Origin of the sequence: Shinella yambaruensis (genome assembly GCF_050859155.1) — a bacterium.
Taxonomy (GTDB): domain Bacteria; phylum Pseudomonadota; class Alphaproteobacteria; order Rhizobiales; family Rhizobiaceae; genus Shinella; species Shinella yambaruensis.
This window is the reverse complement of the sequence record NZ_CP150642.1, coordinates 57,463-83,641: the sequence shown is the minus strand read 5'-3', so window position 1 is coordinate 83,641 and position 26,179 is coordinate 57,463. Positions and strand designations below refer to the sequence as shown.

The window sequence follows — 26,179 nt, the reverse complement described above, 5'->3', positions numbered from 1 at the left end:
TCCTGATGTGATGGACACCGATGAAACGAAACCGCCAATCCGCCATCCCCCTTTACGACGAGTCCCGCGACACGCTGCAGTCGCGTCCGGTTCGCAAACGCGACCCCGAGCAGCCGAGCCTGCCGTTCGACCCGATGCCGGACCGCGTCGAACCGTGTCTCACGCTGCTCCAGCCCACGCCGCCAGACGGACCGGACTGGCTCTACGAACTCAAATGGGACGGCTATCGCCTGGCGATCCATGTCGAGCCGAAGGGCGTGCGGATCATCACGCGCGGCGGGCATGACTGGACCCATCGTTTTCCCAGGATTGCCGATGCCGCCGGCAAACTCGGGGTGGGGACCGCCATCCTCGATGGCGAGGCCGTGGTGCTCAACAAGGAGGGGCATTCCGATTTCGGGGCGCTGCAGCGCTCGCTTGGCGGGCGTGGTGGGAAGCGCGCCTCGACTGAAGCCGTGTTTTTCGCCTTCGACCTCCTCTATTTCGACGGTCATGATCTGACCAAGACGGAACTTGCCGTTCGCCGGCATCTGCTTGAGGACTTTCTCGACGGGTCGGTCGGCGCGGTGCAGCTCTCGGAAGAAGCCCATGGTGACGGGGCGGAGCTTCTCGCAAACGCCTGCAGGATGGGGCTTGAAGGCATCATCGCCAAGCATCGCGATCGTCCCTATCGATCCGGCCGCACCGGCGACTGGATCAAGATCAAGTGCATCCAGAGCGAAAGCTTCATGATTGTCGGCTATGAGCACTCGGACACTGCGCGCGGCGGGATCGGAAGCCTGCTGCTGGCGGCGCGCCAGGGCGATGGCTGGGTATCGGTCGGCTCGGTCGGAACAGGGTTCAAGGCAGCGGATGCGGAATATCTGCGCAAGACACTCGACAAGCTGAAGACCAAGAGGCCGGTCGTGCCGCTCAAGGGCAAGAACTACGTCTTCGCGCAGCCGACGCTCATCGCAGAGATCGAGTTTCGTGGCTGGACGGACGACGGAAATCTGCGGCACGCCTCTTACAAGGGGTTGCGCGAAATCCAGGATAATGCCGCGGTGTTCGATATGGCCCCGATTTCCCAGAGCCAATGATCAGGACTTGCGGTCGAGATCGGCATGGTCCAGCCCGAAGTGATCGAGCACGAGCTGCAGATTGCGTCGGTTGGATTTGCAGTAGACGTCGAAGACATCGCCGATGACCGGGACGCTTCCTGCGACCGTGTCGAAGCCCACATTCATCAGCATCTTGAAAAGCGTCTCCTTCGGCACGCCGAGACGACGTGCCTCGTTGATGATGAAGAGGCTGACCGCCGCGGCGCCGAAATCGCCGATACCGGGGGATCAACCCGAATACCGAGTCCGCGCCGACGGAGAAGCGGGTGCCCGGAATCCGCAACGCCGTGTCCATCAACCTGGCCAGGCCGCGGATCCGACGAAGACGCATCAAGTGCTCGATCGGAATGTCATGCTTCATACCAGATCGCGGTCCCCTGCTCTGTCTCGCACTCATGCCGCGGCCTTCTGCTTGCCGAGCCGCTTGATGGCCTGCTCCAGCTGACGCTGGCTGTCGCAATAGTCCTCCCAAGCCGTCGTTTTCTTCAAGAGCGCCGGCACAGTCCGGACCGTGAAGCGCTTCGGATCGAGGTCGGCTTTCACCTGCGTCCAGGTCAGCGGCATCGACACGGTGGCGCCGGGCCGAGCCCGCGGCGAAAGCGGCGCCACGGCGGTCGCCATGCGATCGTTGCGCAGATAGTCGAGGAAAATCCGCCCGCCGCGCAGGCTCTTCGTCATCTTGATCAGATAGAGCTCGGGATTGTCGCGGGCCATCTCCTGGCAAACGTCATGGGCAAATCCCTTGGCCTCGGCCCAGGACAGAGGCTTGCGTTTGGTGACGGCGAGTGGCGTCACGACATGCAGCCCCTTGCCGCCGGTGGTCTTGCAGAAGCTGATGAGGCCGAGATCGTCCAGCCGGTCGCGCATTTCTCGCGCCGCGGCGACGACCGTGGCGAAATCTACGTCCGGGCCGGGATCAAGGTCGAATACAAGCCGGCCAGGAACTTCGGGCTGGCCGGGCTCGCAGTTCCACGGGTGAAGCTCGATGCCGCCAATCTGGGCGATGGCGACGAGACCTTCCACGCGATCGACCTGCAGGTAGGGCTTCTTGTCGCCGAAGACCTTGACCAGCTCCAGCAGGTTCGACGTGCCGGGCATGGCATGACGCTGGAAGAATTGTTCGCCACCGATACCATCGGGCGCTCGGATGATCGAACACGGCCTGCCCTTCACATGGTCGATGAGCCAGGAACCGACCGCCTCGTGATAGCGGGCGAGATCCTCTTTCGTGACGGGCTCGCCATCGCCGGCGTCGGGCCAGAGCGGCTTGTCCGGGTTGGATATGAGCACGCCCATGACCTCGGCTTTCGCGCCCTTGCGGCGGCTGGGTTTTGTCGTCGCGGCAGCCGCAGGCTCGGGCGTCTCGGTCGTTGCGGGCGAAGCCGGCTTTTCCGCCTCGACCTCGGCCGCCGGCTTATCCTCCCGCAGACCCTTGAACGCGGCCTGACGGACAAGGCCGTCCGCGGTCCAGCCCGCGAACTCGATCTCGGCGACGAGTTCGGGCTTCAGCCAAACGACCTCCCTCTCCTTCTTCGGCGCGCCGATCCCGGTGAACGGGGACTTTTCCGTTTCGACCGCTTTCAGCTTCGGCAGCAGGGTCTCGACCTTCTTGGCGCCGTAGCCCGTGCCGACGCGGCCGACATAGACGAAGTGGTCGCCGCGGTTGACGCCGACCAGCAGCGAGCGGAACTTGCCGTTCGTCTTGGCATAACCGCCGATCACGACTTCATGGCCGGCGCGACATTTCGATTTCGCCCAGGTGTCTGTCCGGCCGGATCGATAAGGCGCGTCCGCCTGCTTGGATACAATGCCTTCCAGGGAGAGCTTGCAGGCGGAGCGCAGCACCGCGTCGCCGCCGGTTTCGAAATGCTCGACGAAACGCAGATGCGGATCGTCTGTGGCATCGTCCAGGAGATCCTGCAGCCGCGATTTCCGCTCGGCCAAAGGCTTCTCCCGCAAATCCTCGCCGCCATCGAACAGCAGGTCGAAGGCGAAATAGACGAGGTTTCCGGTGTTCTTCTCCGACAGCGCTGCCTGCAGTGCGGCGAAATCCGGGGCGCCATTGTCATCGAGGGCGCAAATCTCGCCGTCGATGATGCAATCGGGAAGAGAAGTGGCAGCCTCGGCGATCTCGGGATATTTGGCGGACCAATCAAGGCCCTTGCGGGTCTTCAGTGTAGCTTTTCCATCGGCGACCCGCATCTGGATGCGATAGCCGTCGAACTTGATCTCGTGCAACCAACTCTCGCCGGCCGGCGGGCGGTCGAGTGTTTCGCAGAGCTGCGGCGCGATGAAATCTGGAAGGTCAGCGGCCGTCGACGTCGCCACCTTTTTGCTGGATCGATTTTTCTTGCGCTCGTCGGCGGCAAGGCCGGTCTTGCTATCCCAAACAGCATCGGCCTCGACATCGCCACTTGCCATCATAAACGGTTTTGGCTTTCGGCCCTTGCCGGCGGCGATCTGTTCCATGGTCCGGCCCGATGCGACGGAGGTCAGGTTCTCATCGAGGATGGCCGCGCCGTTCTCCTCAACGGAATGGTCGTCATGATGCTTGATCAGCAGCCAGTTGGTGCGCTTGCCGCCGTCGCGGTCATGACGCATCCGAACCAGCACGAAGCTGCCGCGTAGGCGCTTGCCGTGCAGCACGAATTTGAAGTCGCCTTTCTTGAGCGCCTCTTCCGGAGACTTATTGCCCTCCGGCTCCCAATAGCCGCGGTCCCATAGCATCACCGTGCCGCCGCCATACTGTCCTTTCGGGATCGTGCCTTCGAAATCGCCATAGTCGAGCGGGTGGTCTTCCACCTCGACGGCCAGCCGCTTGTCGCTTGGGTCGAGCGACGGTCCCTTGGTCACCGCCCAGGATTTGAACACGCCATCGAGTTCGAGGCGAAGATCGTAATGGAGACGGGTGGCATCGTGTTTCTGGATGATGAAGCGCGGCCGGTTCGACGGTTTGACGTGGGTCGATCCGCTCGGCTCTTTTGTCAGCTTGAAGTCGCGCTTTTTCTTGTAGGTTGAGAGTTTGTCAGGCGCCATCATCGGCTCCGATCACCATAGCCTTTTGTCGAGTTGCGCCGCGAGCACCGGAACGGCTGCGGCGCCAGGTGCGCCGAGACGAAGTCGCTGAACGAGGCGGCCGAGAAGATAGGTCATTGCAATCGTTGCGCCGATCCTAAGCCAGGGATGGCGTTTGGCGCGCGGCCGACCAGTATCCAGTCCTTCCGTTTCTATGCGGATCGCTGCCAATCGTTTGCGCAAATCCTGCACCTCCCGGCGAAGAGCAGCAATCTGTTGCTCGGCGGATGGATCGCCGATTGGTACGCCGGGATCGGCTGCTGGGCTTTCCTCGTCGAGTTCGGCGAGATGTTCCCGAAGCTGTGCGGGGCTATCAAATCCTCTTGTTCGAATATCGGTCATCCTGCCCTCCTACCGAAGAGTTGCATGCTGTGTCTGAACGAAGTCGTTTACGTTCCGCTCGAGCCAGTCGGAGGCGAAAGCCGCGACCTCCTCCCAACCAGGCTCGCCGCAGATGAAATGGCTGCGTCCTGTAAAGGCTCTGAAATCCGAGAGGCTTCCGGCGTCCTCATAGGCATCGAAGTTCTTCTCGCAGAGGTCGGCCGGGATGATCTCGTCCTCCTCGGCCGCGATCAGCAACAGCGGCGCATGCGGCCGGCTGAGATCGATCCTGCCGGACGATCCCATGCAGTCACGCAGGACATTGCGGCTGTCATGGGTCGCGGTCTCCTCGAACGCGATGGCGGCCTGCTCCTCGGACAGGGTGTTGGCGAAGGAACTGTGGAACGTCTTTGCGTCCATATAGACCGGCTCATCGCCCTTGAATGGGTTGGTGATAATCGCACTGTTCTTGATGAAGCCCCAGTCGAAGTCGAGCATGGCGTTCGGAGCGACGGACGCGATTGCCACTGCGCCCGATACGGCGCCGCGCGCCAGCAGCTTCTGCGCAATCAGGCCGCCAACGCTATGGCCGATGACGATTGGCCGGTCGAGCGACGAGGCCGTTGTCTCGATGCTGGCATAGATTTCGTCGAGGCTGAGCTCGCCAAGCCCGGGCGGCGGATTTTGCCGAAGCGTCCTGGGCTCGCCTTCGTGCAGAGGCCAGGCAGGCGCCTTGCAATCGTAGCCGCGCTCGCTGAAGAACCGGATCCAGCCCTCCCAGCTCTTCGGGTTCTGAAACATGCCATGCACGAAAACGATCGTCTTCATCAGGAAATCCTTTGCTGGAGTCGGGATGAAGAACCCGCGCGCAGAATGGTTGTTCCTTCGCGAGCGTGCAAGAATGGGCTTCTGGCACAGCCCGGCCCCGGGGTCACATTTGTGAGAGCGCTAAACCTACGAGAGACCGATTCAGAACAATCGTCCTGCATATCAGATAGCTCGACGGAACATATGCACGTCTCCGAGGTTCGGGGGTATCACCATCGGGAGGCTCAGGCTGTGCCCATCCTTGTTCGGTTCATGCTCCTACACCTCGGCATTGGCTTCGCACTGGGAACGGCGAGCGCCGTCGTTATCCTTTGTGTCAGTTCACAGGCGTTGGGAGGTGCCATGGAGATGATCGAAGCATTGCTCTTTATATACGCTTTGGGCGCAGCTTTTGCGTTAGGATATCTCGGGACCGCACTTGGATTTGATCGGGATTTCTGAGTTGAGCACACCAAAATGGAAGGCTCCACGGTCGCCTTGTGCTCAAATCGGAAATCGGAAAGGACACGTAGCGTACCATCGAAGCGAAGCGCTATGCTGACGATGAGGCGCGCCTCCGTGAACGGGAAGAGCGGGCCAATCGACAGACGGCGCACTCATGCGGCGCGGAGATTTCCGTCGTTGACGGCAACCCTGTTGCGTCCACCCTGCTTCGAGCGATAAAGGGCGGCATCGGCTTCTTGCAACAGCAGCGCCAACGGCGTCTCCGTCGAGGACGCCCGGGCTACGCCGATGCTGAGTGTCGGATGCATCGTGAGCTCGGTTCGCAGGGCGATCGCATCGGCAAAGGCGCGCTGGATCCCGTCTGCCATTAGGACGGCTTCATTGATGGAAGCCCCGTCGAGGATCGCTACGAACTCGTCGCCGCCGAGGCGGGAGAGAAGATCGCCCGAGCGCAGCTGCCTGGACGCGGCGCCGGCAAAAAGCCGAAGCGCCTCATCGCCAGCCGCATGGCCATGGCGATCGTTCAGCGTCTTGAAATGGTCAAGGTCGAACAGAAGAGCGGCCGGCTGCCGGCCCAGCCGCTCGAATGATCGCGACAATCCCGCGCGGTTGAGCAGCCCCGTCAACGGATCGTGCAGGGCGAGTCTCGCCAGTTCGCAATGGCTCCGCTCGGCCGCCATCATCAGCATGACCATGCTGCGCAGCAGCAGGAACATCACGGCCGTGAGCGCCAGCCAGACATGCGCGTAGTTGCCGGCGTTCTCGAACAGTCCCGCTCCTCCGAGATTGCCCGTCAGCGCCAGTGTGCCGCGCATCGCGAAAATCATCGCGGTCGGGATATAGAGCGCGACCAGGAGCCAGGCCGAATAGAGCCTTTCCCGCCTGCCCAGCCGGAATCCCTCGCGGATGATCGCGAGATCGATCAGGCCGCACACCGCCGAGCCGAAGGCGACGCGGCCCATCGCGTCGGCGCTGCCGCCGAGGAAGACGATGACCACCACGCTGCCGGCGAGGATCGCTCCGAGAGAATAGCGCAGGTCGACGGGACGCCCTGCGAAGACACGGATTGCGACGAGCATCAGGACGTAGCCGGCAATGGTGACGGCATTGCCGATATCGATCGAAAGAACATCGGGAGCGAGATCGCGCAAGGCGATGCAGAGGCAACCGAGACCAGTGAGGATGTTGCTCGCGCTCCACAAGAGCGGCCAGCGCTGGAACCGTCCGGTCGCGTAGGCTGCCAGTTGGAGTGCGCCCAGGACAATGAGCGTCACCGATGCAACGACATAGATCGTCCGCAAGTCCAGCGCCAAGGCTATTATCCCCCGATAGCAATCGTGCTCAGGAGGCTAAGGGGGAATGTTTGCATTTCAATTCAACCGATCGTTAAAACTTTTGCCTTCAGGGCCTCGCACGCCTTGATCGCGTCAGAGCCGGCAGCCTCAACAAAATCGACCGCGGACTTGCAGATGAGAAACTCAATTTCGACAACCAATCAGCAAAGCAGTCTTGCTACTGTTCTGGTCGTTCATCGCCGTCGATCGGGTTGCCTCGCGATCGGGAAGGCCAGGATGACAGTTGTGCCGGCAGTCGTGTCGATCTCCAGCCTGCCAGAAATCTGTACTGCAAATCCTGCGATCAACTTACTGCCCATTCCCTTCCGCACATCTCCGCGAGAATAGCCAGGTCCGTTGTCGCTGATCAGTAGCCGTGCCTCCGCGGCATCGGCCGAGAGCTGCACCAACAGATGCCCCTTGCCTTTTCCGAACGCATATTTGAACGCATTCGATACCACTTCGGTGACGATGAGACCGATTGGAAGGCCATGATCCCGTTCGACACTGACCGGCTGTAGCTCGAACTCGATTTCGGCATTGCCAGGGAAACCGGCTGCGACCTCGGTCACCAGACGTGTGACATAGGCAGAGAGATCGAGCTGGTCGAACTGATCGGACTCGTAGATCTGCTCATGAACCGCGATCATCGCCGCGATGCGACGCGTCATGTCCGCCTTGCTCTCCTCCGGCAGGGGCTGAAGCCGCACCAGCGAAGAGACGGCCTGAAGGTTATTCTTTACCCTATGATGGATCTCGCGGAACAGGAAAGCGTTGCGCTCCAGCGCCTGCTCCAATTTCTCGCGGCGCATGACGTCGTTGCGAAGGAGATGCGCGATCCAAAGCGTTCCGAGCACCATGATCACGACGGTCGGCACACCCACCACGAGCCCGCCGATCATGCTGTCCCGGAAATGCTGCAGCGCTTCGCCGCGCTCCACGCCCGTCGTCGCCACGAGAGGCCAGCTCTCCACCTTATGGTAGCCCACAATGCGAGACATCCCATCGGCGGGAGATACCGAACTGTGATAGAAACCGCTGGGGCGCTGAGGGAGCAGTTCGGCAAACCACGCGGCGCCGCTGAAATCGATCGAACGGTCGAGCTGGGGATGGCGGGCGACCAGCCAGCCGTCGGTGCGAATGGCGGCGACCGTCGAGTTCGGCCCCAGCTCCATCGCGCTCCAGAACTCGTCCATGGTTCGCGTCGGGATGGCGATGCTTGCCGCGCCATGAAACTCGTTTCCGCGCGAGATCCGGCGCGCAATGACGAAAACCTGCTCCCCGCTCAAGCGCTCCTCGAGCTGCGGCGAGATGACGAGCATCTCTCCGGCCTTCAGCCGGTTGAAATACTCACGATCGGAGACGTCGATGCCGACTGCCTCCGGTACGCTTGATAGCCTCAGGCGCCCGGTTTCATCGTAAACAGAGTACTGGAACCCCTCCGGCAGGTCGCCAACGGCCTGCCGGATGTCGGCGATGGCACCGGCGGAGACTCGGATCGGATCGTTGCCAAGTGCGGAGTCGACGCGACGGAGAGCCTGGTCGCTCGCCTCGATCATCCATTCCAGATGCGCCGCCACGATCTGGGCAGACGACGTGGCCTTCGCCTCCCCGGCCCTCAACGCGCTCGAATAACCCTCCCAGATCATCAGTGCCGCCAGAGCGGCAATGGCCGTAAGCAGGAACGAAGCAAATCCGATTGCGACCGACGGGGTACCGATTGTAAAGCCCCAGCGCCGTGATCGGGAATTCTCACCTGACACGCGTCCTCCTCCTCGTCGCGCACGCTACCCGGCCGACCCGACGGACAACGTATTCCTCTTGCGCGAGGAACAAAAGCAATGCAGCGGAGGAGTTGAGCTGTTCTAGGCAGCGCTGGCGAGATGAGGAAAGTGTTCTCAGCCCTCGGTTCGCCGATCGCGGGCATCGAGACACCATGCTCGCCATGACTCCGTGGAGAGCTTTTGGGTGCATTTCGCAGAATGCTGTCGTGCGGATACGATACCCCAGGGCACGGGCTAAGGGCCTCGCCGATCTGTCGTTCCCTGCGTTAGAGCACCGCGCTGCGGAACTTTGATTCAAAGCCGCAGTTCTATTCAGAGACGGGATGGGCAAAGCGGCAGCGGAATCGAACGAGGAGCCGCGACCAGGCCCCATAATTATGGTCCTAAAACCCTCGCTGCTCGTCCCAATACAGGAAAATATGATGCTATATCAGCGATTTAAAAGTAATACTACAGTCCCTGACGCTATCGTTGTCAAGCTTTACTCGTCCGGCGGGACAGTGAGGGGATATGTGCGCAAGATCGCCGACCGAGGTCAGGACGATACGATTTTTCCCGGAGAGGAAATGACGCCTGAAGCAGCTCTCAAGCTCGCGGCATCTCACAGTGATGGAGTCGCCCCGATTTACGTTGAACTGCTTGAAGATGTCGAATGGGACCCTCGATGGGGAGAATTGGCGGGCTGATCTTTCCGGTCAGGAGCATCGTCCGGATCGTCCTTGAACGTCGACATCACGCGAAGCGTCACGAAAGTCACGATAGAAAGCACGATTGCCGTATCATAAGAGCCGAGACCAACGGCTGTGCCGATCGCCCCAGTCGCCCAAAGGCTTGCGGCCGTCGCTGTTCCACGCACACTGCTCTTCACGACGAGGATGGCTCCTCCGCCGATGAAGCCCATCCCCGTGATGAGGCCCTCCACGATACGCGCGGTGGCCTCTGCATTGCCCTGAAGAAGGGGTTCGGCAGCCTGCACGAAACCACAACTCGCGATAGCTACAAGGGGAAATGTTCTTAGTCCCGCGCTTCGCTCATGACGTTCACGGTCCCACCCGATCGGCAGCGCCAACAGGTAGGCGGTCAACAATGACGCAAGATGAGGAAGGACGTCGAGATCGACGCCAATAGACTGCAACCACTGCATGGATAGTTCCGAGGTTCAGGTTTCGCTGCGCAGCGAGATAGATTTCTGATCGATCACGACAAGGTAACCGCCGGTCACATCTTTGTTTTGGAACCATTCCACCGCGCCATGGTTCGACCTGAGGCTGAGGGAGGAAAGGTTGCCGACACGTCGACAGTTTATTCATTCGATCTTGTTCGCAAGCGCCGCGATCGCTGCGCCAGCGGCTTTTGGAAGGACGATATCCGGAATTCCATGGTCTCCAGGTCTGGCGGATCAGCCGGCCCTGCCTGATTCCACGCAAACGTTTTTCACTGCGGCTGAGCGCGCATGCGTACGAGCCATTACCGCGCGCCTGATACCTTCGGATGAAACAGGCCCGGGCGCGGACGAAGCCAATGTCGTCGCCTTCATCGACACACAGCTTGCCGGGTTTTACGGACGTGGACAGCGCTGGTACATGAAGGGGCCATTCCTGGAAGGCACAGACGAACAGGGGTACCAGTTCGAAAGACCGCCGGCAGGCCTCTACCGCATGGCGATCGCAGCGCTGGACGAGCACTGTCGCAGAACCCACGGCGACAAGACCTTTGCGGAACTCGACACCAGCCTTCAGGATGACACCCTCAGCGCCATGGAGGAAGGAAAGCTCGACTTCGAGGGCTTGTCGGCGTCGGCGTTCTTCGAACTCATCCTCGACAACACGATCGAGGGATTTTTCAGCGATCCGATCTATGGCGGCAACCGGGACATGATCGGCTGGCGGCTCGTCGGTTTTCCCGGCGCGCGTTACGACTACCGCGATTACCTCGATCACGACGGCAAGCGCCTCGATATTCCTCCTGTCGGCCTCGCCGGACGGCCGGAATGGAAAGCTCCATAGGAAGGGAGCTGGCGCAGTCTGCAGAGGAGTGAGAGATGGCGAAAGTATTGCCGCCAGTGGATGTGGTGCTCGTCGGCTTCGGCTGGACTGGCGCGATCATGGCGCAGGAACTGACGGAAGCCGGACTTGAAGTGCTGGCGCTGGAACGCGGCGGCTGGCGCGATACGCCGACCCACTTTCCAACGACACTAGCGCCCGACGAACTGCGCTTCTACTGGCGACATGAGATGTTCCAAGACACGGCGCGCGAGACGCTGACCTTCCGCAACAACCATGCTCAGACCGCCCTTCCGATGCGTCGATGGGGATCGTTCCTGCCCGGCAGCGGCGTCGGGGGAAGCGGCGTGCACTGGAACGGGCAGACCTTCCGTTTCCTGCCGTCAGACTTCGTCGCCGCGAGCCACAATGCCGACCGCTACGGTCCTCTGCCTGAGGGCATGACGGTGCAGGACTATGGCGTCACATATGATGAGCTGGAACCGCATTTCGACCGCTTCGAGAAGCTTTGCGGCATCGGCGGCAAGGCGGGCAACCTGCGCGGCGCGCTGCAGACTGGCGGCAATCCCTTCGAGGGCCGGCGCAGCGATGAGTATCCAAACCCACCCATGGAAATGACCTTCGCGCAGAAGCAGTTTGCCGCAGCGGCGGGACAACTCGGCCTGCAACCCTTTCCCGCACCATCGGCAAACATGAGCCGGCCCTATACAAACCCTCTCGGCGTCCAGCTTGCGCCGTGCACCTATTGCGGGTTTTGCGAGAAATACGGCTGCGGCAACTATTCCAAGGCCATCCCTCAGACGACGATCCTGCCGGTCCTGATGGGAAAGCCGAACTTCACCCTGAAGACGCATAACGAAGTTCTTGAAATCAAGCGCGATCGCAGCGGGCGGCGGGCGACCGGCGTTACACATATCGACGTGCACGGCGCGGTCTTCGAGCAGCCGGCAGAGATCGTCATCCTCTGCGCCTATCCCTTGCAGAACGCCCGCCTGATGATGCTCTCCGGCATTGGCAAAATCTACGATCCACGTAGCGGCGAAGGCCTCGTCGGCAAGAACTATTGCTATCAGGTGGTGTCGTCCCTCGACATCTTCTACGAGGACAAATACACCAACCAGTTCGTTGGAGCCGGTGCGCTTGGCATGGTAATCGACGAATACAACGGCGACAATTTCGACCATGCCGGGCTTGGCTTCATCGGCGGCGGCTATCTCGCCTGCTGGACGACCAATGCACGCCCCATCGAGACGCACCGCACGCCGGAAGGCACGCCAGAATGGGGCGCGGGCTGGAAGAAGGCCGTCAAGGAGAACTTCCTGAAGTCGACCAGCGTATCGACCCATGGCGCATCCATGGCCTACGCGCAGAACCACCTAGACCTCGATCCGACCTATACCGACGTCTACGGGCGCCCGCTGCTGCGCATGACTTACGATTTCACGCCGAACGACCGTGCGATGACGGCCTATCTGACTGAACGCGCCAGGGAGATCGCGGAGCGGATGGGCGGCAGGGAAATCAAGGTCAATGCTCGAGAGGGCGCCTACGATTCCATGCCCTATCAGACGACACACAATACGGGTGGCACGATCATGGGCAGCAACCCGGGAAACAGCGTGGTGAACCGCTATTTGCAGAGCTGGGATGTGCCGAACCTCTTCGTCATGGGCGCGGGCGTCTTCCCCCAGAACGCCGGCTACAATCCGACAGGAACCGTCGCCGCGCTGACCTATTGGGCGGCCGACGCGATCAAATCCCGCTATCTTTCAAATCCCGGCCCCATGGTGCAGGCATGAGGAAAAGCGCTCCCTTTCTCATAGCAGGATCAGCGTTTCTCGGAGCGGCCGAGCCTAGTCGTGCGAACGATTTTGCTGAGATCGAACGCGGGCGTTACCTTACGCAAGCCGCCAATTGCCAAGGCTGCCATACGCCTCCGGGTGAGGAAGCTTTCGCAGGAAGCCGCCCGCTGGAGACACCCTTCGGCGTGATCTATACCCCCAACATCACGTTCGACACTGAGACCGGCCTCGGCCGCTGGAGCAAGGACGATTTCTGGCGGGCGATGCACGAGGGCAAAGCGAAGGATGGCTCCCAGCTTTATCCCGCCTTCCCCTATCCGCACTTCACGAAGATGCCACGTGAGGATGTAGATGCGATCTACGACTATCTCGCGACGCTCCAACCGCTCCGCAAGAAGAAGCCGGAGAACGAACTGCCATTCCCACTGAGCTGGCGCTTCACCGTTAAGGGCTGGAACATGACGTTCTTCGAGCCCGGCGTCTTTCGGCGCGATCCCCAGAAATCGGAAGAATGGAACCGAGGCGCATATCTCGTCGAGGGGCCGGGGCACTGTTCGGGCTGCCACACAGAAAAGAACATGCTCGGGGCCGACAAAAAGAGCAAGCATCTCGCTGGAGGCAAATTGGAGAACTGGGCAGCGCCGGATATTCGCGGCGGGCGACATGGCGGGCTTGAGAAATGGTCGACGGAGGAGATCGTCGAGTTCCTGCGAACCGGACGCAACGCCCACAGCGCCGCCTTCTCGATCATGTCTGAAGTGATCTCCTATTCCACACAGCATATGGCCGAGACGGACCTGAAGGCGATCGCCACCTATCTCAAGGATCTTGAGGGTGACGAACGCACGGCGCCGGAGACGCCGAACGATGGCGTGATGAAGGCGGGTGCGGCGATCTATTTCGACAATTGCACCGCTTGCCACGTTTCCGATGGCAGTGGCGTTCCCCGCTTCTTCCCGCCGCTTGCGGGCTCGGGCAAGGTGAACAACCCGGATTCTACGACGGTCATCCGCGTCCTGCTCGAAGGTGCGCGGACCGTACCCACGAAGACGCACCCCTCGCCGCTCACGATGCCCGCCTTCGGCTGGAAACTTGATGATGATGAAATCGCAGCGGTTGCGACCTATGTCAGGTCAAGTTGGGGCAATTCCGGCGGTGAGGTACAGGCGGACGAGGTGCGCGAGTTGCGAGACCTGCTTGCCGAAGGGCTGCCATGATGTTGACCTTGGCGGAGACGACGATGCCGCAGACCGTTTACGAGATCTATTGCGGTCCCGCCCCTGATCTTGTGTCCCTGCCGTGGCGCTGGAACCTCGACCCGGTGCTGCTTGCCGCATTGACCATCTTTACGCTCGTCGTTTTTCGGGACAAGAGCGAGCGCGCCTTTGCCGCGTTGGGACTTGCCGTCCTCGTCGTCGCGTTCATCTCGCCGCTCTGCGCGCTGGCCTCGGCGCTTTTTTCCGCACGTGTTTTCCATCATGTGCTTCTCGTTGCCGCCGCATCACCCTTCCTGGTGCTGTCGCTTAACCGTGCGCCCTGGCTCTCGCACGCGCCGCACTTCGCCTTCGCCGCTCATACGCTTCTGTTCTGGCTTTGGCATTCGCCTTCCGCCTACGGATTTGCGCTTTCCTCCTATGCCGCCTACTGGCTGATGCAGCTTTCCCTGCTGGGCTCGGCGATGTGGCTCTGGGCGGTGGCTCTCAACTCCCGCACTTCGGCCGGCAACGCATGCGCCCTTCTGTTTGGCACCGTGCTCCAGATGGGCATGCTCGCCGCCCTCCTCACCTTCTCCCGCGCGCCGCTTTATGAGGCGCATTTCGCAACGACCACGGCTTTCGGCCTGACGCCGCTGGAAGACCAGCAGCTTGCCGGCGTCCTGATGTGGGTTCCGGCGGCAGGACCCTATCTTCTCGCGGTGCTGTGGCGCATCAGGGTCGTCCTCTCGGGACGCACTCTTGATCGGCGGGCTCCATGATAGCGCTCGTCAAGTTCGTGCACATTGCAGCAATCGCGGTTTGGAGCGCAGGCGTGATCAGCTTGCCGGGGCTTTACGTGCAAAGAGCCCATGTCAAGGACGAGGATGCACTTCTGCGACTGCAGCGGCTGGTGCGGTTTGCATACATAGCCATCATTTCGCCAGCCGCTTTTCTAGCTGTTGTAACGGGAACGGCGCTGATCTTCCTGCGCCAGACATTCGAGCCATGGTTTTCGGTCAAGCTCGCCTTCGTCGGTATTCTCGCCATCCTGCACGTCCTCACCGGGCTTGTCGTTATCCGGCTCTTCCGCGAGGGGGAGATTTATCCGGTTTGGCGCTTCGTCACCGCGACAGTCCTCAGCGGCGGTGTCGTGATCGCGATCTTCGTCGTCGTCCTCGCCAAGCCGGCCGTCGACCTTGCCGTCCTCGATGTGCTCGCCGAGCCGGGTGGTCTCAAGCGCCTCTTTGACGAGTTCAGTCCTTGGAGGAAACCATGAGGCCGACGCCGTGATCGAAGATGAGCTTGCCACCGTGCCAGCCGGCGATACCCGTCAAAACTGCGGAAAGCCCCGACAGGAACAGCCCCTGGGGCAGGACGTCAAGCAGGTTGGTAGCGCGCACGCCCCAGTTGGCGCCCATTACGGCGATAAGGGTCATGGCAGCAATGGCATGTGCCCAGCTTGCAACACGAGCGCGGATGCCCGGGACGAGCAACAGTTCCGCCGTTCCAACCGCACCGGCGACCATCCCGAGGAAGAAAGCGCCACCGGAAGACCAAAGTCCGACACGAAGCCAGAATCCATCGCCGGTCCACCAGTAGAGTATGTCCACGCCGAACGTGGCGAACACGAATGCGATGGGGAAGTGCACGCTCATGGCATGCAGCGGATGGCCGCTGATCGCCACCAGAGAACTGGCGTCCTTCTCCTCGACCTTCTGGATTACCGGATTTTCCTGATCCTGCGTTTCTTCCATGCGCGTTCTCCTTTCCGGCCGATAACCATACGGCGCTTCATCGGGTTCCGCGGCGCGCTCGCCTTTTTCTCGGTCCTCCCGCTCGTCGGCTGCACGGGCGATCTTTCCGCACTCGACCCCGCCGGCCCTTTCGCCGCCGCCATCGCAGATCTCTGGTGGCTGATGCTGACAGGCGGGGCGGCGATCTTCCTCCTCGTCCTCGCGCTGTTCCTGCTTGTCATCTTCAGGCCGGGGTCGGGACGGCGGATATCGCCCTCCCGCTGGATCTGGGTCGGTGGTGTCGTCTTTCCGCTCGTTACGCTGGTCGCACTCATCGGCCACGGCCTGATGCGCGGCGAGTACATCCTCAACCTGCGGATCGGCGGCGATCCCGTCGAGGTGGAGGCGCGCGGCAGCATGTGGAACTGGGAGTTCCGCTATACAGACGGCGCGCGCGCAAGCCGCGGCGTGCTTCATATTCCGGTCGGAAGGACGGTCGTGGTGACGGCGACCAGCGAGGATGTGATCCACAGCTTCTGGGCGCCGCGGCTCGGCGGCAAGATCGATGCCATCCCCGGCCACGCCGCCACGGTGCGCATCCTCGCCGACCACCCCGGCGTCTACGGCGGCGTCTGTTCGGAATATTGCGGCACGGGCCATGACACGATGCGCTTCGAGGTCCATGCGCATCCGGCCGAGGCATACGACGCGGTGCTCGCCGGCCTTTCGGACGAACGGAGGGCGGCGCGATGACCCCTGCCCCCCGCAAAACGGCCCTGCGTCTCCACCGGGAACTGACGGACATCTGGGCCACGCCGCCGGGATGGGGCCGCCTGCAGGCGGTCAACCACACGGTCATCGGCAAGCGCTTCATGCTGACCGCGATCATCTTCTTCGCCATCGGCGGCGTGCTGGCGATGCTGATCCGCACGCAGCTTGCGACGACGAAAAGTGCCTTCCTCGACGCTGCCGCCTATGCGCAGGTCTTCACCATGCATGGCGTGGTAATGATGTTCCTCTTCGCCATCCCCTTCTTCGAGGGGCTGGCCATGTATCTGCTGCCGAAGATGCTGGGCAGCCGCGACCTCGCCTTTCCCCGCATGTCCGCCTATGGCTACTGGTGCTACCTGTTCGGCGGAATTTTCCTCGTGGGCGCGCTTGTCGCCGGCGTCGCGCCCGACGGCGGCTGGTTCATGTACACACCGCTCTCCTCATCGACCTATACACCGGGCGTCAACGCCGACGTCTGGCTGCTCGGCATCACCTTCGTCGAGATCTCCGCGCTTTCCGCGGCGGTCGAGATCCTCGTCTCCATCCTCAAGCTGCGCGCGCCCGGCATGTCGCTGACACGCATGCCGATCTTCGCCTGGTACATGCTGATCGTCGCGGGCATGATGCTGATCGGCTTTCCGCCGCTGATCCTCGGCTCCATCCTCCTGGAGGCCGAGCGAGCCTTCGGCATGCCCTTCTTCGATCCGGCCCGTGGCGGCGACCCGCTGCTCTGGCAGCATCTCTTCTGGCTGTTCGGCCATCCGGAGGTCTACATCATCTTCCTGCCGGCCGCCGGCGCGCTGTCAACGATCATTCCGACGCTCGCCCGCCGCCCGCTCGAAGGCTACGAGGTCGTCGTCGCAGCGGTGATCGCCATCGCCTTCCTCTCCTTCGGCCTGTGGGTCCACCACATGTACACGGTCGGCATTCCGCACGTCGCCCTGTCCTTCTTTTCGGCGGCGAGCGGGCTGGTCGCGGTTCCGACCGGCGTGCAGATCTTCGCCTGGCTCGCGACGCTCGCGCACGGAAAGCCACGCATGTCGGTGCCCATGCTTCATGTCTTCGGCTTTTTCTTCGTCTTCGTGCTGGGCGGGCTGACGGGGGTGATGCTCGCCATGGTGCCCTTCGACTGGCAGGCGCACGATACCCATTTCGTCGTCGCGCACCTGCATTACGTGCTGGTCGGCGGCGTCGTCTTCCCCATGCTCGCCGCAGCCTATTACTGGCTGCCTCACATTTTCGGCCGGCAGTCCGTGCAGCATCTCTCGCACGCCGCCTTCTGGATGATCTTCGTCGGCTTCAATCTGACCTTTTTCGCCATGCACCTCACGGGCCTGCGCGGCATGCCCCGGCGGATTTCCACCTATCCGCCGGAAGCCGGCTGGGAGACGCTCAACTTCGTCTCCTCCATGGGCGGCTTCATCATGACGACGGGTTTTGCCCTCGTGGCGCTCGACCTCCTGCTGCTTGCCGTCTTCGGCAAGCCCTTCCGCCGCAACCCCTGGCGGGCCGGAACGCTGGAATGGGCAATGCCCACCCCGCCGCCCGCCTATGCCTTCGCCTCGCTTCCCGAGATTTCGACGCGCGCAGACCAGCTCGACCCAGACCGGCTCGGGCCGGCGCTTGCGGCCGGAAAAGGCTATCTAGGTTCCACCCGTCACGGATGGATGGAGGTTCTCGGCGTCGACATGGTGACCGGTCTGCCTGAGCAGATCATCATCCTACCGAAGAGATCCTATCTTCCTCTGCTGACGGCGCTCGCGAGCGGCAGCGTTTTTGCTCTTCTTCTCCTGAAGATCTATTGGCTCGCTCCGCTGGCTCTCCTCGTCGTCACCGCGCTGTTCATGCTATGGACCCGCGATTGCGGCCTGACATCCGATCTTGCCGACCTGCCTGTCGGGCATGGACCGAACCTGCCACATCATTACCAGGCCGAAAGACCGCCATCCTACTGGGCGATGGTCTTCACCCTCGCCGCTGACGCTACGCTCTATGCATCGCTCCTCTTCGGGTCACTCTTCCTCTGGCTGTCCACTCCCAATTGGCCGCCCGGCCTCGCCATCCCCGTCGACAACATAACGTGCCTGGCGGTCACCGCTGCATTGATCGTCGCGGCGGCGTTCGGCCGCAATTCCCTTTCCGCGAACGACAGCGCAGCGAGAAGCCTGTGCTGCGTTGCGCTCGCCTATGGCGCCGCGCTGAGTATCCTCGTGATCTTTCTCATCGATATCCACGGCGAGGCGTCACAACACGCCGCCTTTGCCAGCATCTTTGCCGTCAAGAGTTATGCTGCTCTTCACATCGCCGTCGGGCTTATCTTCTCATTATTCGGCTTCTGGCGTGTCAAAAGCGGATACGTCTCCACCCGAAGGGATCTCGACCTGCGTCTCGCCCAGCTCTGGCACAGATTCACCCTGGTCACGGGCATTGCCGCCATGGCTTTCCCGTTCATCCTCAAAACCCTTGCCGGTGGAGCTGGCGCATGAGCGGAAAGCCGTTGTTTGGCCTCTTCGCAGTCTGGATCGGCTGGGCCGGGGGCTTCCTCGTCCTTTATGCACTTCAGGCGACCGGATGCCGGGCGGACTGGCACCATCACATGATTGGCCCGATCTCTACGCTTCGCCTGCTGCTGATCGCGACGACCGCAGCAATCGTCCTCGTCCTCGTCCTGCTTTCTTGGAAGACAGGGCGAAACGGATTGACATCGCCCCTCGAAAGGATCGGTGCCTTGGCAAACGGCGCAGCAATCGTTGCTACCGTGTGTTTTGCTGGCGTTCTGGGGCTGAGCATGTGCGCATAACCCGGAATGAAAGAAGATTTAATGTCAGGAACAGAACGACAACGTGATATCTACCGACGATGGGCTCCGATCTACGACCCCATCTATTCCAGAATCCTGCAGCGGGCACACAAACGTCTGGCCCTAGTGGCAGGCCGGCATGGCGGTGACCTCCTTGAAATTGGTGTGGGAACGGGACTCGGCCTGCCCTACTATCCGCCGGCGTGCCGGATTACCGGTATCGACGTCTCCGAGGACATGCTCGAAAGGGCAAAGGCAAGGACTGCGCGCCAGTCTTTACCAAATGTCGAAAGTCTTCAGGTGATGGACGCGCATCGTCTCGAATTCCCGGCAGACGCATTCGATGTCGTCACGCTACCGTTCGTCCTGACGCTCGTCGAAGCTCCCGAGGTCGTTTTGTATGAATGCGCAAGGGTTGTTCGACCGGGTGGACTTATCCTCGTTGCGAGCCGCATAAGCCGCGGCGGCCCGCTTCAAAAAAGAGTCGAGGGCGTATTGCAGCCGCTTGCAAGGCACTTTGGCCTAAGCGCAGCGTTTCACCTCTCCCGTATCGAGCGTTGGTGCGAAAGGGAAAGGCTAGCCCGCCTTGAAGAGGTCGAGAACCTGGATTTGCCCGGCTTTTTCAAGCTTGCCTCCTTGCGTGTCGTAAACAGTCCCCCGGTTTCCACGGAGAGTTTCAACGCACAGCTGCCCTGACCGAGAGGAGCGTTCACATGTCATCGCCGCAGAAGGAAAAGGCGGGTTTTGAGATGAAGGATCCGCCGGTCCGACATAGGAAATCCTGGCACACCGTTCCTTATACTGGCATGGCATTTGGCGCGCTGGTGCTCGGGCCAATCGGCGGCGCCATAGGCCTAATGTTCTTACCGGAATTCACCGTTGATCATAAAGTGTCGGCAATCCTGAAGGTACTGTCGGGCATAGGGATGGGGATACTATTCGGCGGACCGATTGGAAGTACGATCATTTGGCTTTTTCGACGGTAAGGCGTGGCATTTGCTAACAGGATCCCAGCACACGAACGCTGGGCGCGTTGCGCTTGGAACGTTGCACTCGTGATCATGCGCCCCTCGAGGCAAGAGTAGTGCGAGCTGACGCGAGTATCGTGCGCTCAGGCCGGAATCTCGCAGCGACATGGCCGGATCGAGGATCTGGATTTCAGTGATCAGCGAGTTGGAACTGAAGACGCGATAAGGTCGTTTTTCGCTATCGAATTCAGACGAGGCGATCGGGTCATGACTATCCTTTCCGGGAAATGTCTTTGCGGGCAAGTGCAGCTTTCCGTCCGCGGTGAGCCACTGCGCATTGGCATCTGCCATTGTACCGACTGTAGGCAGGAGAGCGGTTCGGCCTTCACTTTCTTTGCAATCTGGCCCATCAAGAGGTTCGAACATCACGGCGAAATCGCCGAGTTCGACGGCCGGTGCTTATGCCCCCGATGCGGGGCGCGTCTGTTCTCCTTTGATGACAGGGAAGCGGAAATCAAGCTCGGCATCCTCTCCGAGGCACCGACCCCACTCACCCCGACGTACGAACTCTGGGTTAAGCGACGAGAGGATTGGCTTAACCCGATCGAGGATGCGGAGCAATATGAGGAGGACCGATGGTGACCGCGAAACGTTGGGCAGGTGGATGCCTTTGCGGCTCCTGTCGATACGAATTCGAGGGCGAGCCGCCCCATTCCGGCTATTGTCATTGCAACATGTGCAAGCGTTCGACCGGCGGCGGGTTTGCCGTTCTCGTCCAGGCACCTCGCGCGTCGCTTACCTGGATCAACGGAGCGCCAGCCGTCTTTCGTTCCTCTCCAATAGCTACACGCGGCTTCTGCCGGGAGTGCGGATCTCCGCTCTTCCTCCAGTATGACGGTGACGACCTCGTTCGATTGACGGCGGGCTCGCTCGATCAACCGGAGCGGATTCGACCCGCAAGCCACTATGGCATTGAAAGCCGGCTCGCTTGGGCTGATATCGGCCCCGGACTTCCTGAAGAAGAGACAAAAGAGCGACTTTAAGCCCCAGAGACCGGGTCGGGATTGCGCGGTCGCGCGTGTCAAATGTCCGCATGGTGGCTTTCATCCAAAGTGTACCGGAGAGAGTATTGTGGATACTGGTTTATTCGTTGGCTACCTGGCCTCATTTTGTTCGGTGAGCAGTTTCATTCCGCAGGCATTGAAGGTCATCAAGACCGGCGATACCGCTGCAATTTCGACTCGAATGTATACTCTGACCGTTCTAGGTCCTGTTGACAAAGTATGGCAGCCATATCTTTGCGGCTGCCAGGGCGAGGAATGCCGAGAAGGATTTTCGTGTCTTGTCGTATCGGGTCGCGACGCGCCGGAACTGCTTGAGACGGTTGAACATCCGCTCGATGCGGTTTCGATCTTTGTAAACCCGAAAGTCGCAGGCAGGCGGGTTCTTTCGGTTGGTTTTTGGCGGAATGACCGGCCGGATACCGTGGATCAGGAGTTCTTCACGCAGGATGTCACCGTCGTAGCCTTTGTCGGCGAGGAACAACCTCGGCTTGCCGACCGGTATCGCCAGCAAGTCAGGAACGGCGTTGTAGTCCGAAGCCTCGCCGCCTGTCAGGACGAAGCCAAGAGGGCGGCCCTGACCCTCTGCTCGGGCGTGGATTTTCGTCGTAAAGCCGCCGCGTGATCGACCAAAAGCCTCCTGATAAGTCCCCCTTTTGCGCCCGCCGCCTGCGAATGGCCGCGAACAGTGGTGCTGTCGATCATGTGCTGCCAGTCATCCGTCAGCCCCAGTTCGACGAGGGTCTCAAGCAGGGCGTCCCAAACGCCTTGTTCGGCCCAACGGCGGAAGCGCACATAGACCGAATTCCACTTTCCGTATCGCTCATGCATGTCGCGCCACGGGCATCCGACCCGAAGGACATGCAGCATACCGTTCAGATATTGCCGATTATCGTGCGACGGTCGGGACTTCCTGCCGCGTTCGGTGGGCAACAACCCCTCGATGATCCGCCATTCCATATCTGTCAGGTCGCCGCGAGCCAAAACTGCCTCCTAAAAAGCAGTCTTGAATCACGCTTCTGCTGATTTGGGAATCCACTTTGTCAACAGGACCTAACGCTTACTACCCGTGATCGATAACTGCCTGCAGCGATGATGCCTTTTCGCGCGTTCGCGGTTGTCCGGGTTCGAAGGGCGCTCCCCGAAAGGGTCGAGCGCCCTTCGTCATTTCGGGAGGACGCGGAGGTTAACCGAAGCGACAATTGACTTCCTGTCGTTATACGCCAGATCAGCGTCGTCCGTCCGACTCAAGCGGGCGGACGGGGAAGGTCCGAGTAGCCCCCGCTGCGTTTGACCTTCTCGACACGTGGGCATGCATGCAGGAAACCAAATGTCTCTCATCAGGAAAAACGGCGCATCGGCGCCGAAGGAACTCGGTCTGTTCTGGCCAATGCAGACGACCGAGGGCGCGACGATCGACGTCTTCATCTTTGCCAGCGCACTTCAAGCGTTCGATGCGGATCCGGTTGGTCCAGTCGGATTGCTGAAACGGCACCGACCGCTCCTCGAACGCCTCGCGAGCGAAAAATACGAGCGAGACGGCGTGACTGGCACCAATCTCCTCCATATCACGGATCATGATCTGCGCGGCGCGCAAGCCGGCGACGGAATCACAGACGAAGAGGCGTAAAGGTCTCGTCGAAGACGACAACGGTATGATCGCCTCTCCCGGCAAATGAAAAAAGCGGCCAGTCGGCCGCTCTTCTCACATTGATATCGGATCTGCTTAGCGCCGATAGCGCAGCCGTTCCTCCTCGATTTCCGCCGGGCCGTAGGGATCGAGGGTATCGTCGAAGTGCGTCCAGCCCTGTTCTGCATAGGCGGCGCGGCGCTCGGTCGGGTCAACCCAGTTCGACTGGCGCAGGATCGCCTCCGCCTCGGCATAGAGGCTCTCGTCGACACGAGCGGTGACGAGCGTACCGCCGCGGCGAACGCCTTCGGCATAGACATGGGCATGCTCTTCCGGAACACCCGACTCGGTCATCGCGCCGATGAGACCGCCGGCTGCGCCACCGGCAACAGCACCCGCGGCCGCACCGGCTGCTGTGGCGGCGAGCCAGCCGGCTGCCACGACAGGGCCGACGCCCGGAATGGCCATGATGCCGAGGCCGGTGAGCAGACCACCGAGACCGCCGACGGCCGCACCGATCCCGGCGCCGGTGCCAGCACCTTCAGCGGCGTTCGTATCCTTCGTGTAGCGGTCATCGGCATTGTTCGAGACGATGCTGATATCGTCCGATGGAACGCCATGCGCTTCAAGAGCGCTGACGGCGGCGCGTGCGTCCGAATAATCGTCATAGAGTCCGGTTACGGTCTTGGTCATGGAAAGCTCCTCGAATTGAGATGTCACTCGGTGACGATGTTGCCCTGGTAGTCGAGCGCGACGGCGACGGACTTGCCGTCCTTCATTGCCGTACCGCGCCAGACGCCCTTGTCATCAAGCTTGAGACCCGTGACGTCGGCATAACCTGCCGCGACAATGCGCTCCTTCGCCTGATCCTCAGTGAAGCTGTTGGCGCCTTCGACAGGCGCGGTGGCATTCGTGTCGTCCGGAGTTGCGATGGCCGGCGTGTCGCCATCGGTGGCGGGAGCGGTCGAAGTCTGCGCGAAAGCAGCAAGGGTTGATGCGCCGACGAAGGCCGCGGCGAGCAGTAGCTTGTTCATGATGTCGTCCTCGTTTCAGGCCGTGAAAGGCATTTCAGAAACGGAAAGGGCGGCGTTTGGTTCCTAAAAATATCCCGTAGCATCAGTATTTTACCGTGCGCCTGTTGTTGGCGACTCAATATCTGACGCCGTTTAGCTTTGCGCGTTCGCGCTGTCACCGGCAGTGATCGAATAGGTGCCGCCGGTTGCCATCCGAGCCTCATCCGAAGCGAGGAAGACCACCATCGGCGCCACGTCTGCGGGTTAAGTCATCAGGACACCGAGCGGCGACTTCTTCGCCAAAGCCGCCAGTGCGGTCCGTTCATCCTCCCTCTCGTTGCCTGTCGGCTGGCCGCCAGCCACATCGATCGCCTGAGCATAGCGGTCCGGTCGGCATCCTCCATGTCTAGGATAGGCTTGAACGCCTGGATGTCGGCATTGGCAAAGAGAATGTCGACGCCACCGAATTCCCGCTCAATATGGACCACCGCCTCTCGCAGCGCGCTAAAATCCCGCTGATCCAGTTTGTAGGCCAACGGCGGCCGAGCGCCTCGATTGCGCGCGCGGTCTCAGCAAGGTCCGCAGCGGTCGCCGGTTCATAGTTCAGTGTCGCGCTGACGGGGTCGGCTATGTCGATAACAGCAATATCCGCAAGCGCGCTTGCCGCCGCGCGACCGATGCCGCGCGCCGCACCGGTCACGACCGCAACCTTTCCCGAAAGATCGAAGGCGACTTTTACATCTGTCATTCTCGGTTCCCTTTCCGCCCCTCCACCACCGAGGTTAGATCAGTGGATGCGTCTGGCGTCACACTTGCTTGCGCTTGAGCGATCCGGCTTCAGGCCATCCGGTAGCAGTTCCAGCAGGCGCTGGTGAACAACATCCGCGCTGAAGGGCTTTTGGATAAAGACCGCGGCTGGCGGAAGCTCGTCGGGCTCGGGCCTCATCCGGCCCGATGCGACGAGGATCGTGACGGACGGCCAGCGCTCCGCGACCTCGCGCGCGGTCTTGTCATCGCTGAGAACGTCAAAATCTCCACGACGCTGAGTTTTCTCTGCCTGGAGGCTCGCACCCAAGATCCGACGATACTGGTAGCCTTGGATGCGATCTGGCGGGCGTGGGGCTGATTTTCGTGGGCTCGTGGCTACGGTTTCTAGTAGAACGGCGTTGTATACGCACCGGGATAGGACGGGCTCCTGAGGAGATTTGAACCAGCGACCGGCACAACTCAGATTACACCACACGTCAAATCCTCTTGTCAGCCCTCATCCACTTCAATCGCTTCCTCACCGCTGATTTTCAACTGGGGAAACGCGGCTTTCACCCAGGTCGCAAAGGCCTCTGCGGCAATCGGCGGTGTGGAATTCTGGGGTGCCAGCAAGTGGAAAGCATGACGAATGACCAACGGAGCGCTCACCGGTTGGATCAAGGTCCCGTTCGACAGGAAACGCTCGATGAGAGGCGGTCCGATCAAGGCGAAGCCCTGGCCTTCAAGCGCCGCCTGGACGAGGTTGGTATAGGAATTGACGGTGATCCCCGCCTTTACTTTCCCCATGTCGATGCCCTGGACACGAAACCACGTCGACCATCGCGTGTGCTCGTCATAAGGCCCCTCCAGGTTGATGAGGGGGTGGTCCAGCAGGTCGCGAGGCGAGAGCACGGTCCCTTCCGGCAGGAACGAACTCGCACAGGTCGGGCCGATCGCCTGTCGTGCCAGGAAGGTCGCCTCCGCCCCTTCGAAGGGCGGCACACCGTAGCGGATCACGACGTCGATATTATCCTCGAACCCCAGATTTCCATCAGAAACAATGAAGCGAAGCTCGATATCCGGATGGAGGGTCCGGAATTCGCCCAGGCGCGGGGAAAGCCAGTAGGTCATGAACCCAGGTGTCGTTCCAACGTTGACGATGTTGCTCTCCGACCTGCGGCTGATCTCGGCCGTTGCGCGCAAGGCCCGCTCGAGGGCATCTGCAATCGCGAGATGATAACGCTCACCGACGCGCGTCAACTTCACTGCTCGTTGCAGACGGTGAAACAACAATACTCCCAGGAACTTCTCGAGCGCCTGCATCTGCTGGCTGACGGCAACACGGGACACGTTGAGTTCCGTGGCGGCCTTGGTAAAGCTGAGGTGACGCCCCGCAGCTTCGAACGATATAAGAAGGTTGGGTGGCGGGAGCTTGAACCGGAGTTTTTGCATAAAGTCAAATTTACGCATCACGTAGGTTTTTTGCAACTTGTTATCTCCCGGACGCCTCGTAATCTCGTGTCCGGTCGGCACAAAATGGACCGGACCGGTATCGCGCGAATGAGGCCT

Annotated in this window: 27 protein-coding genes and 3 pseudogenes; 17 read left to right on the top strand and 13 right to left on the bottom strand. The window is 61.1% G+C overall.

Going from position 1 to position 26,179, the window contains the following annotated elements; all coding sequences use genetic code 11:
• Nucleotides 1-20 precede the first annotated feature (20 nt).
• Nucleotides 21-1,079, top strand: a complete 1,059-nt coding sequence (ligD, locus tag WMC41_RS29795) for a non-homologous end-joining DNA ligase (protein ID WP_432350051.1) — start codon at nt 21-23, stop codon at nt 1,077-1,079.
• Here ligD (WMC41_RS29795) and WMC41_RS29790 read toward each other — a convergent pair.
• The 6 genes and pseudogenes from WMC41_RS29790 to WMC41_RS29765 form a co-directional block, all read right to left on the bottom strand.
• Nucleotides 1,080-1,461, bottom strand: a pseudogene (locus tag WMC41_RS29790) (DUF4112 domain-containing protein).
• 32 nt (nt 1,462-1,493) lie between these two features.
• Nucleotides 1,494-4,136 (bottom strand): DNA ligase D, encoded by a 2,643-nt coding sequence (gene ligD / locus WMC41_RS29785; protein WP_432350049.1) that lies wholly within the window; start codon nt 4,134-4,136, stop codon nt 1,494-1,496.
• A gap of 12 nt (nt 4,137-4,148) precedes the next feature.
• On the bottom strand, nt 4,149-4,517 hold the full coding sequence (locus WMC41_RS29780) for a hypothetical protein (RefSeq protein WP_432350048.1): 369 nt from the start codon (nt 4,515-4,517) through the stop codon (nt 4,149-4,151).
• Nucleotides 4,518-4,526: 9 nt separating this feature from the next.
• A complete protein-coding gene (locus tag WMC41_RS29775) occupies nt 4,527-5,324 on the bottom strand; it encodes an alpha/beta hydrolase (protein ID WP_432350046.1) in 798 nt (265 codons plus the stop codon).
• Nucleotides 5,325-5,920: 596 nt separating this feature from the next.
• The gene (locus WMC41_RS29770; protein WP_432350044.1) at nt 5,921-7,081 is read right to left on the bottom strand and encodes a GGDEF domain-containing protein; all 1,161 of its coding nucleotides are present in this window, start codon (nt 7,079-7,081) and stop codon (nt 5,921-5,923) included.
• 215 nt (nt 7,082-7,296) lie between these two features.
• The gene (locus tag WMC41_RS29765) at nt 7,297-8,865 is read right to left on the bottom strand and encodes a sensor histidine kinase (RefSeq protein WP_432350042.1); all 1,569 of its coding nucleotides are present in this window, start codon (nt 8,863-8,865) and stop codon (nt 7,297-7,299) included.
• A 440-nt stretch (nt 8,866-9,305) separates the two neighbouring features.
• Between WMC41_RS29765 and WMC41_RS29760 the strand changes: the two genes are divergently transcribed.
• Nucleotides 9,306-9,572 (top strand): hypothetical protein, encoded by a 267-nt coding sequence (locus tag WMC41_RS29760; RefSeq protein WP_432350194.1) that lies wholly within the window; start codon nt 9,306-9,308, stop codon nt 9,570-9,572.
• Here the strand turns inward: WMC41_RS29760 and WMC41_RS29755 are convergent.
• Complete coding sequence (locus WMC41_RS29755) at nt 9,512-10,030, bottom strand: MgtC/SapB family protein (RefSeq protein ID WP_432350040.1); 519 nt, start codon at nt 10,028-10,030, stop codon at nt 9,512-9,514. The two genes, WMC41_RS29760 and WMC41_RS29755, sit on opposite strands and share 61 nt — an antisense overlap.
• A 139-nt stretch (nt 10,031-10,169) precedes the next feature.
• On the opposite strand from WMC41_RS29755, the gene WMC41_RS29750 reads away from it, so the two are divergent.
• The 5 genes from WMC41_RS29750 to WMC41_RS29730 are packed head-to-tail and all read left to right on the top strand — an operon-like array spanning nt 10,170 to nt 15,163.
• Nucleotides 10,170-10,892, top strand: a complete 723-nt coding sequence (locus tag WMC41_RS29750) for a gluconate 2-dehydrogenase subunit 3 family protein (RefSeq protein ID WP_432350038.1) — start codon at nt 10,170-10,172, stop codon at nt 10,890-10,892.
• A gap of 35 nt (nt 10,893-10,927) precedes the next feature.
• Nucleotides 10,928-12,688: a GMC family oxidoreductase gene (locus WMC41_RS29745; protein WP_432350036.1), complete on the top strand. Its 1,761-nt coding sequence runs from the start codon at nt 10,928-10,930 to the stop codon at nt 12,686-12,688.
• Complete coding sequence (locus WMC41_RS29740) at nt 12,685-13,908, top strand: cytochrome c (protein WP_432350034.1); 1,224 nt, start codon at nt 12,685-12,687, stop codon at nt 13,906-13,908. Before WMC41_RS29745 ends, WMC41_RS29740 begins: the two co-directional genes overlap by 4 nt.
• A 23-nt stretch (nt 13,909-13,931) precedes the next feature.
• The gene (locus WMC41_RS29735; protein WP_432350033.1) at nt 13,932-14,666 is read left to right on the top strand and encodes a cytochrome c oxidase assembly protein; all 735 of its coding nucleotides are present in this window, start codon (nt 13,932-13,934) and stop codon (nt 14,664-14,666) included.
• Entirely contained in the window at nt 14,663-15,163 is a 501-nt protein-coding gene (locus WMC41_RS29730; protein ID WP_432350031.1) for a CopD family protein, read from the top strand. The genes WMC41_RS29735 and WMC41_RS29730 overlap by 4 nt, the downstream gene beginning before the upstream one ends.
• On the opposite strand, the gene WMC41_RS29725 is transcribed toward WMC41_RS29730, so the two are convergent.
• A complete protein-coding gene (locus WMC41_RS29725) occupies nt 15,141-15,641 on the bottom strand; it encodes a DUF2231 domain-containing protein (RefSeq protein ID WP_432350029.1) in 501 nt (166 codons plus the stop codon). The two genes, WMC41_RS29730 and WMC41_RS29725, sit on opposite strands and share 23 nt — an antisense overlap.
• 162 nt (nt 15,642-15,803) lie before the next feature.
• Here WMC41_RS29725 and coxB point away from each other — a divergent pair, with 162 nt between their 5' ends.
• From coxB to WMC41_RS29685, 8 genes and pseudogenes are all read left to right on the top strand, one after another.
• Complete coding sequence (coxB, locus tag WMC41_RS29720) at nt 15,804-16,373, top strand: cytochrome c oxidase subunit II (protein WP_432350027.1); 570 nt, start codon at nt 15,804-15,806, stop codon at nt 16,371-16,373.
• Nucleotides 16,370-18,877, top strand: a complete 2,508-nt coding sequence (gene ctaD / locus WMC41_RS29715; RefSeq protein ID WP_432350025.1) for a cytochrome c oxidase subunit I — start codon at nt 16,370-16,372, stop codon at nt 18,875-18,877. The genes coxB and ctaD overlap by 4 nt, the downstream gene beginning before the upstream one ends.
• A complete protein-coding gene (locus tag WMC41_RS29710; protein WP_432350023.1) occupies nt 18,874-19,191 on the top strand; it encodes a hypothetical protein in 318 nt (105 codons plus the stop codon). Before ctaD ends, WMC41_RS29710 begins: the two co-directional genes overlap by 4 nt.
• Nucleotides 19,192-19,197: 6 nt before the next feature.
• On the top strand, nt 19,198-19,887 hold the full coding sequence (locus WMC41_RS29705; RefSeq protein WP_432350021.1) for a class I SAM-dependent methyltransferase: 690 nt from the start codon (nt 19,198-19,200) through the stop codon (nt 19,885-19,887).
• A gap of 17 nt (nt 19,888-19,904) precedes the next feature.
• A complete protein-coding gene (locus tag WMC41_RS29700) occupies nt 19,905-20,177 on the top strand; it encodes a hypothetical protein (RefSeq protein ID WP_432350019.1) in 273 nt (90 codons plus the stop codon).
• Between the two features lie 249 nt (nt 20,178-20,426).
• On the top strand, nt 20,427-20,801 hold the full coding sequence (locus WMC41_RS29695) for a GFA family protein (RefSeq protein WP_432350017.1): 375 nt from the start codon (nt 20,427-20,429) through the stop codon (nt 20,799-20,801).
• On the top strand, nt 20,795-21,202 hold the full coding sequence (locus WMC41_RS29690) for a GFA family protein (RefSeq protein WP_432350015.1): 408 nt from the start codon (nt 20,795-20,797) through the stop codon (nt 21,200-21,202). The genes WMC41_RS29695 and WMC41_RS29690 overlap by 7 nt, the downstream gene beginning before the upstream one ends.
• Nucleotides 21,126-21,371 (top strand): annotated as a pseudogene (locus WMC41_RS29685) (hypothetical protein); the annotation flags it as partial. The gene WMC41_RS29690 and the pseudogene WMC41_RS29685, both read left to right, overlap by 77 nt.
• Before the next feature lie 51 nt (nt 21,372-21,422).
• Here WMC41_RS29685 and WMC41_RS29680 read toward each other — a convergent pair.
• Nucleotides 21,423-22,180: pseudogene (locus WMC41_RS29680) on the bottom strand (IS5 family transposase).
• A gap of 370 nt (nt 22,181-22,550) precedes the next feature.
• Between WMC41_RS29680 and WMC41_RS29675 the strand changes: the two are divergent.
• Nucleotides 22,551-22,850, top strand: coding sequence for a hypothetical protein (locus tag WMC41_RS29675; protein ID WP_432350013.1), 300 nt, complete (start codon nt 22,551-22,553; stop codon nt 22,848-22,850).
• Between the two features lie 96 nt (nt 22,851-22,946).
• Here the strand turns inward: WMC41_RS29675 and WMC41_RS29670 are convergent, their stop codons facing one another.
• From WMC41_RS29670 to WMC41_RS29660, 3 genes are all read right to left on the bottom strand, one after another.
• Nucleotides 22,947-23,543, bottom strand: coding sequence for a general stress protein (locus WMC41_RS29670; RefSeq protein ID WP_432350011.1), 597 nt, complete (start codon nt 23,541-23,543; stop codon nt 22,947-22,949).
• Nucleotides 23,544-23,566: 23 nt separating this feature from the next.
• Complete coding sequence (locus tag WMC41_RS29665) at nt 23,567-23,884, bottom strand: PepSY domain-containing protein (protein WP_432350010.1); 318 nt, start codon at nt 23,882-23,884, stop codon at nt 23,567-23,569.
• A gap of 385 nt (nt 23,885-24,269) precedes the next feature.
• The gene (locus WMC41_RS29660; protein ID WP_432350008.1) at nt 24,270-24,611 is read right to left on the bottom strand and encodes a hypothetical protein; all 342 of its coding nucleotides are present in this window, start codon (nt 24,609-24,611) and stop codon (nt 24,270-24,272) included.
• 123 nt (nt 24,612-24,734) lie between these two features.
• Here WMC41_RS29660 and WMC41_RS29655 point away from each other — a divergent pair, with 123 nt between their 5' ends.
• Nucleotides 24,735-24,989 carry a hypothetical protein gene (locus WMC41_RS29655; RefSeq protein ID WP_432350006.1) on the top strand — a complete coding sequence of 85 codons (255 nt, stop codon included), beginning with the start codon at nt 24,735-24,737 and terminating at the stop codon, nt 24,987-24,989.
• A 131-nt stretch (nt 24,990-25,120) separates the two neighbouring features.
• Here the strand turns inward: WMC41_RS29655 and WMC41_RS29650 are convergent, their stop codons facing one another.
• Entirely contained in the window at nt 25,121-26,098 is a 978-nt protein-coding gene (locus WMC41_RS29650) for a LysR substrate-binding domain-containing protein (protein ID WP_432350004.1), read from the bottom strand.
• Between the last annotated feature and the right edge of the window lie 81 nt (nt 26,099-26,179).

Bases quoted from the DNA above. Each gene is read 5' to 3' on its own strand.
- ligD (WP_432350051.1), top strand. From the start codon at position 21: ATGAAACGAAACCGCCAATCCGCCATCCCCCTTTACGACGAGTCCCGC.
- ligD (WP_432350049.1), bottom strand. From the start codon at position 4,136: ATGGCGCCTGACAAACTCTCAACCTACAAGAAAAAGCGCGACTTCAAG.
- WMC41_RS29780 (WP_432350048.1), bottom strand. From the start codon at position 4,517: ATGACCGATATTCGAACAAGAGGATTTGATAGCCCCGCACAGCTTCGG.
- WMC41_RS29775 (WP_432350046.1), bottom strand. From the start codon at position 5,324: ATGAAGACGATCGTTTTCGTGCATGGCATGTTTCAGAACCCGAAGAGC.
- WMC41_RS29760 (WP_432350194.1), top strand. From the start codon at position 9,306: ATGATGCTATATCAGCGATTTAAAAGTAATACTACAGTCCCTGACGCT.
- WMC41_RS29755 (WP_432350040.1), bottom strand. From the start codon at position 10,030: ATGCAGTGGTTGCAGTCTATTGGCGTCGATCTCGACGTCCTTCCTCAT.
- WMC41_RS29745 (WP_432350036.1), top strand. From the start codon at position 10,928: ATGGCGAAAGTATTGCCGCCAGTGGATGTGGTGCTCGTCGGCTTCGGC.
- WMC41_RS29740 (WP_432350034.1), top strand. From the start codon at position 12,685: ATGAGGAAAAGCGCTCCCTTTCTCATAGCAGGATCAGCGTTTCTCGGA.
- WMC41_RS29735 (WP_432350033.1), top strand. From the start codon at position 13,932: ATGCCGCAGACCGTTTACGAGATCTATTGCGGTCCCGCCCCTGATCTT.
- WMC41_RS29730 (WP_432350031.1), top strand. From the start codon at position 14,663: ATGATAGCGCTCGTCAAGTTCGTGCACATTGCAGCAATCGCGGTTTGG.
- WMC41_RS29725 (WP_432350029.1), bottom strand. From the start codon at position 15,641: ATGGAAGAAACGCAGGATCAGGAAAATCCGGTAATCCAGAAGGTCGAG.
- coxB (WP_432350027.1), top strand. From the start codon at position 15,804: ATGCTGACAGGCGGGGCGGCGATCTTCCTCCTCGTCCTCGCGCTGTTC.
- ctaD (WP_432350025.1), top strand. From the start codon at position 16,370: ATGACCCCTGCCCCCCGCAAAACGGCCCTGCGTCTCCACCGGGAACTG.
- WMC41_RS29710 (WP_432350023.1), top strand. From the start codon at position 18,874: ATGAGCGGAAAGCCGTTGTTTGGCCTCTTCGCAGTCTGGATCGGCTGG.
- WMC41_RS29705 (WP_432350021.1), top strand. From the start codon at position 19,198: ATGAAAGAAGATTTAATGTCAGGAACAGAACGACAACGTGATATCTAC.
- WMC41_RS29700 (WP_432350019.1), top strand. From the start codon at position 19,905: ATGTCATCGCCGCAGAAGGAAAAGGCGGGTTTTGAGATGAAGGATCCG.
- WMC41_RS29695 (WP_432350017.1), top strand. From the start codon at position 20,427: ATGACTATCCTTTCCGGGAAATGTCTTTGCGGGCAAGTGCAGCTTTCC.
- WMC41_RS29690 (WP_432350015.1), top strand. From the start codon at position 20,795: ATGGTGACCGCGAAACGTTGGGCAGGTGGATGCCTTTGCGGCTCCTGT.
- WMC41_RS29675 (WP_432350013.1), top strand. From the start codon at position 22,551: ATGTCTCTCATCAGGAAAAACGGCGCATCGGCGCCGAAGGAACTCGGT.
- WMC41_RS29670 (WP_432350011.1), bottom strand. From the start codon at position 23,543: ATGACCAAGACCGTAACCGGACTCTATGACGATTATTCGGACGCACGC.
- WMC41_RS29665 (WP_432350010.1), bottom strand. From the start codon at position 23,884: ATGAACAAGCTACTGCTCGCCGCGGCCTTCGTCGGCGCATCAACCCTT.
- WMC41_RS29660 (WP_432350008.1), bottom strand. From the start codon at position 24,611: ATGACAGATGTAAAAGTCGCCTTCGATCTTTCGGGAAAGGTTGCGGTC.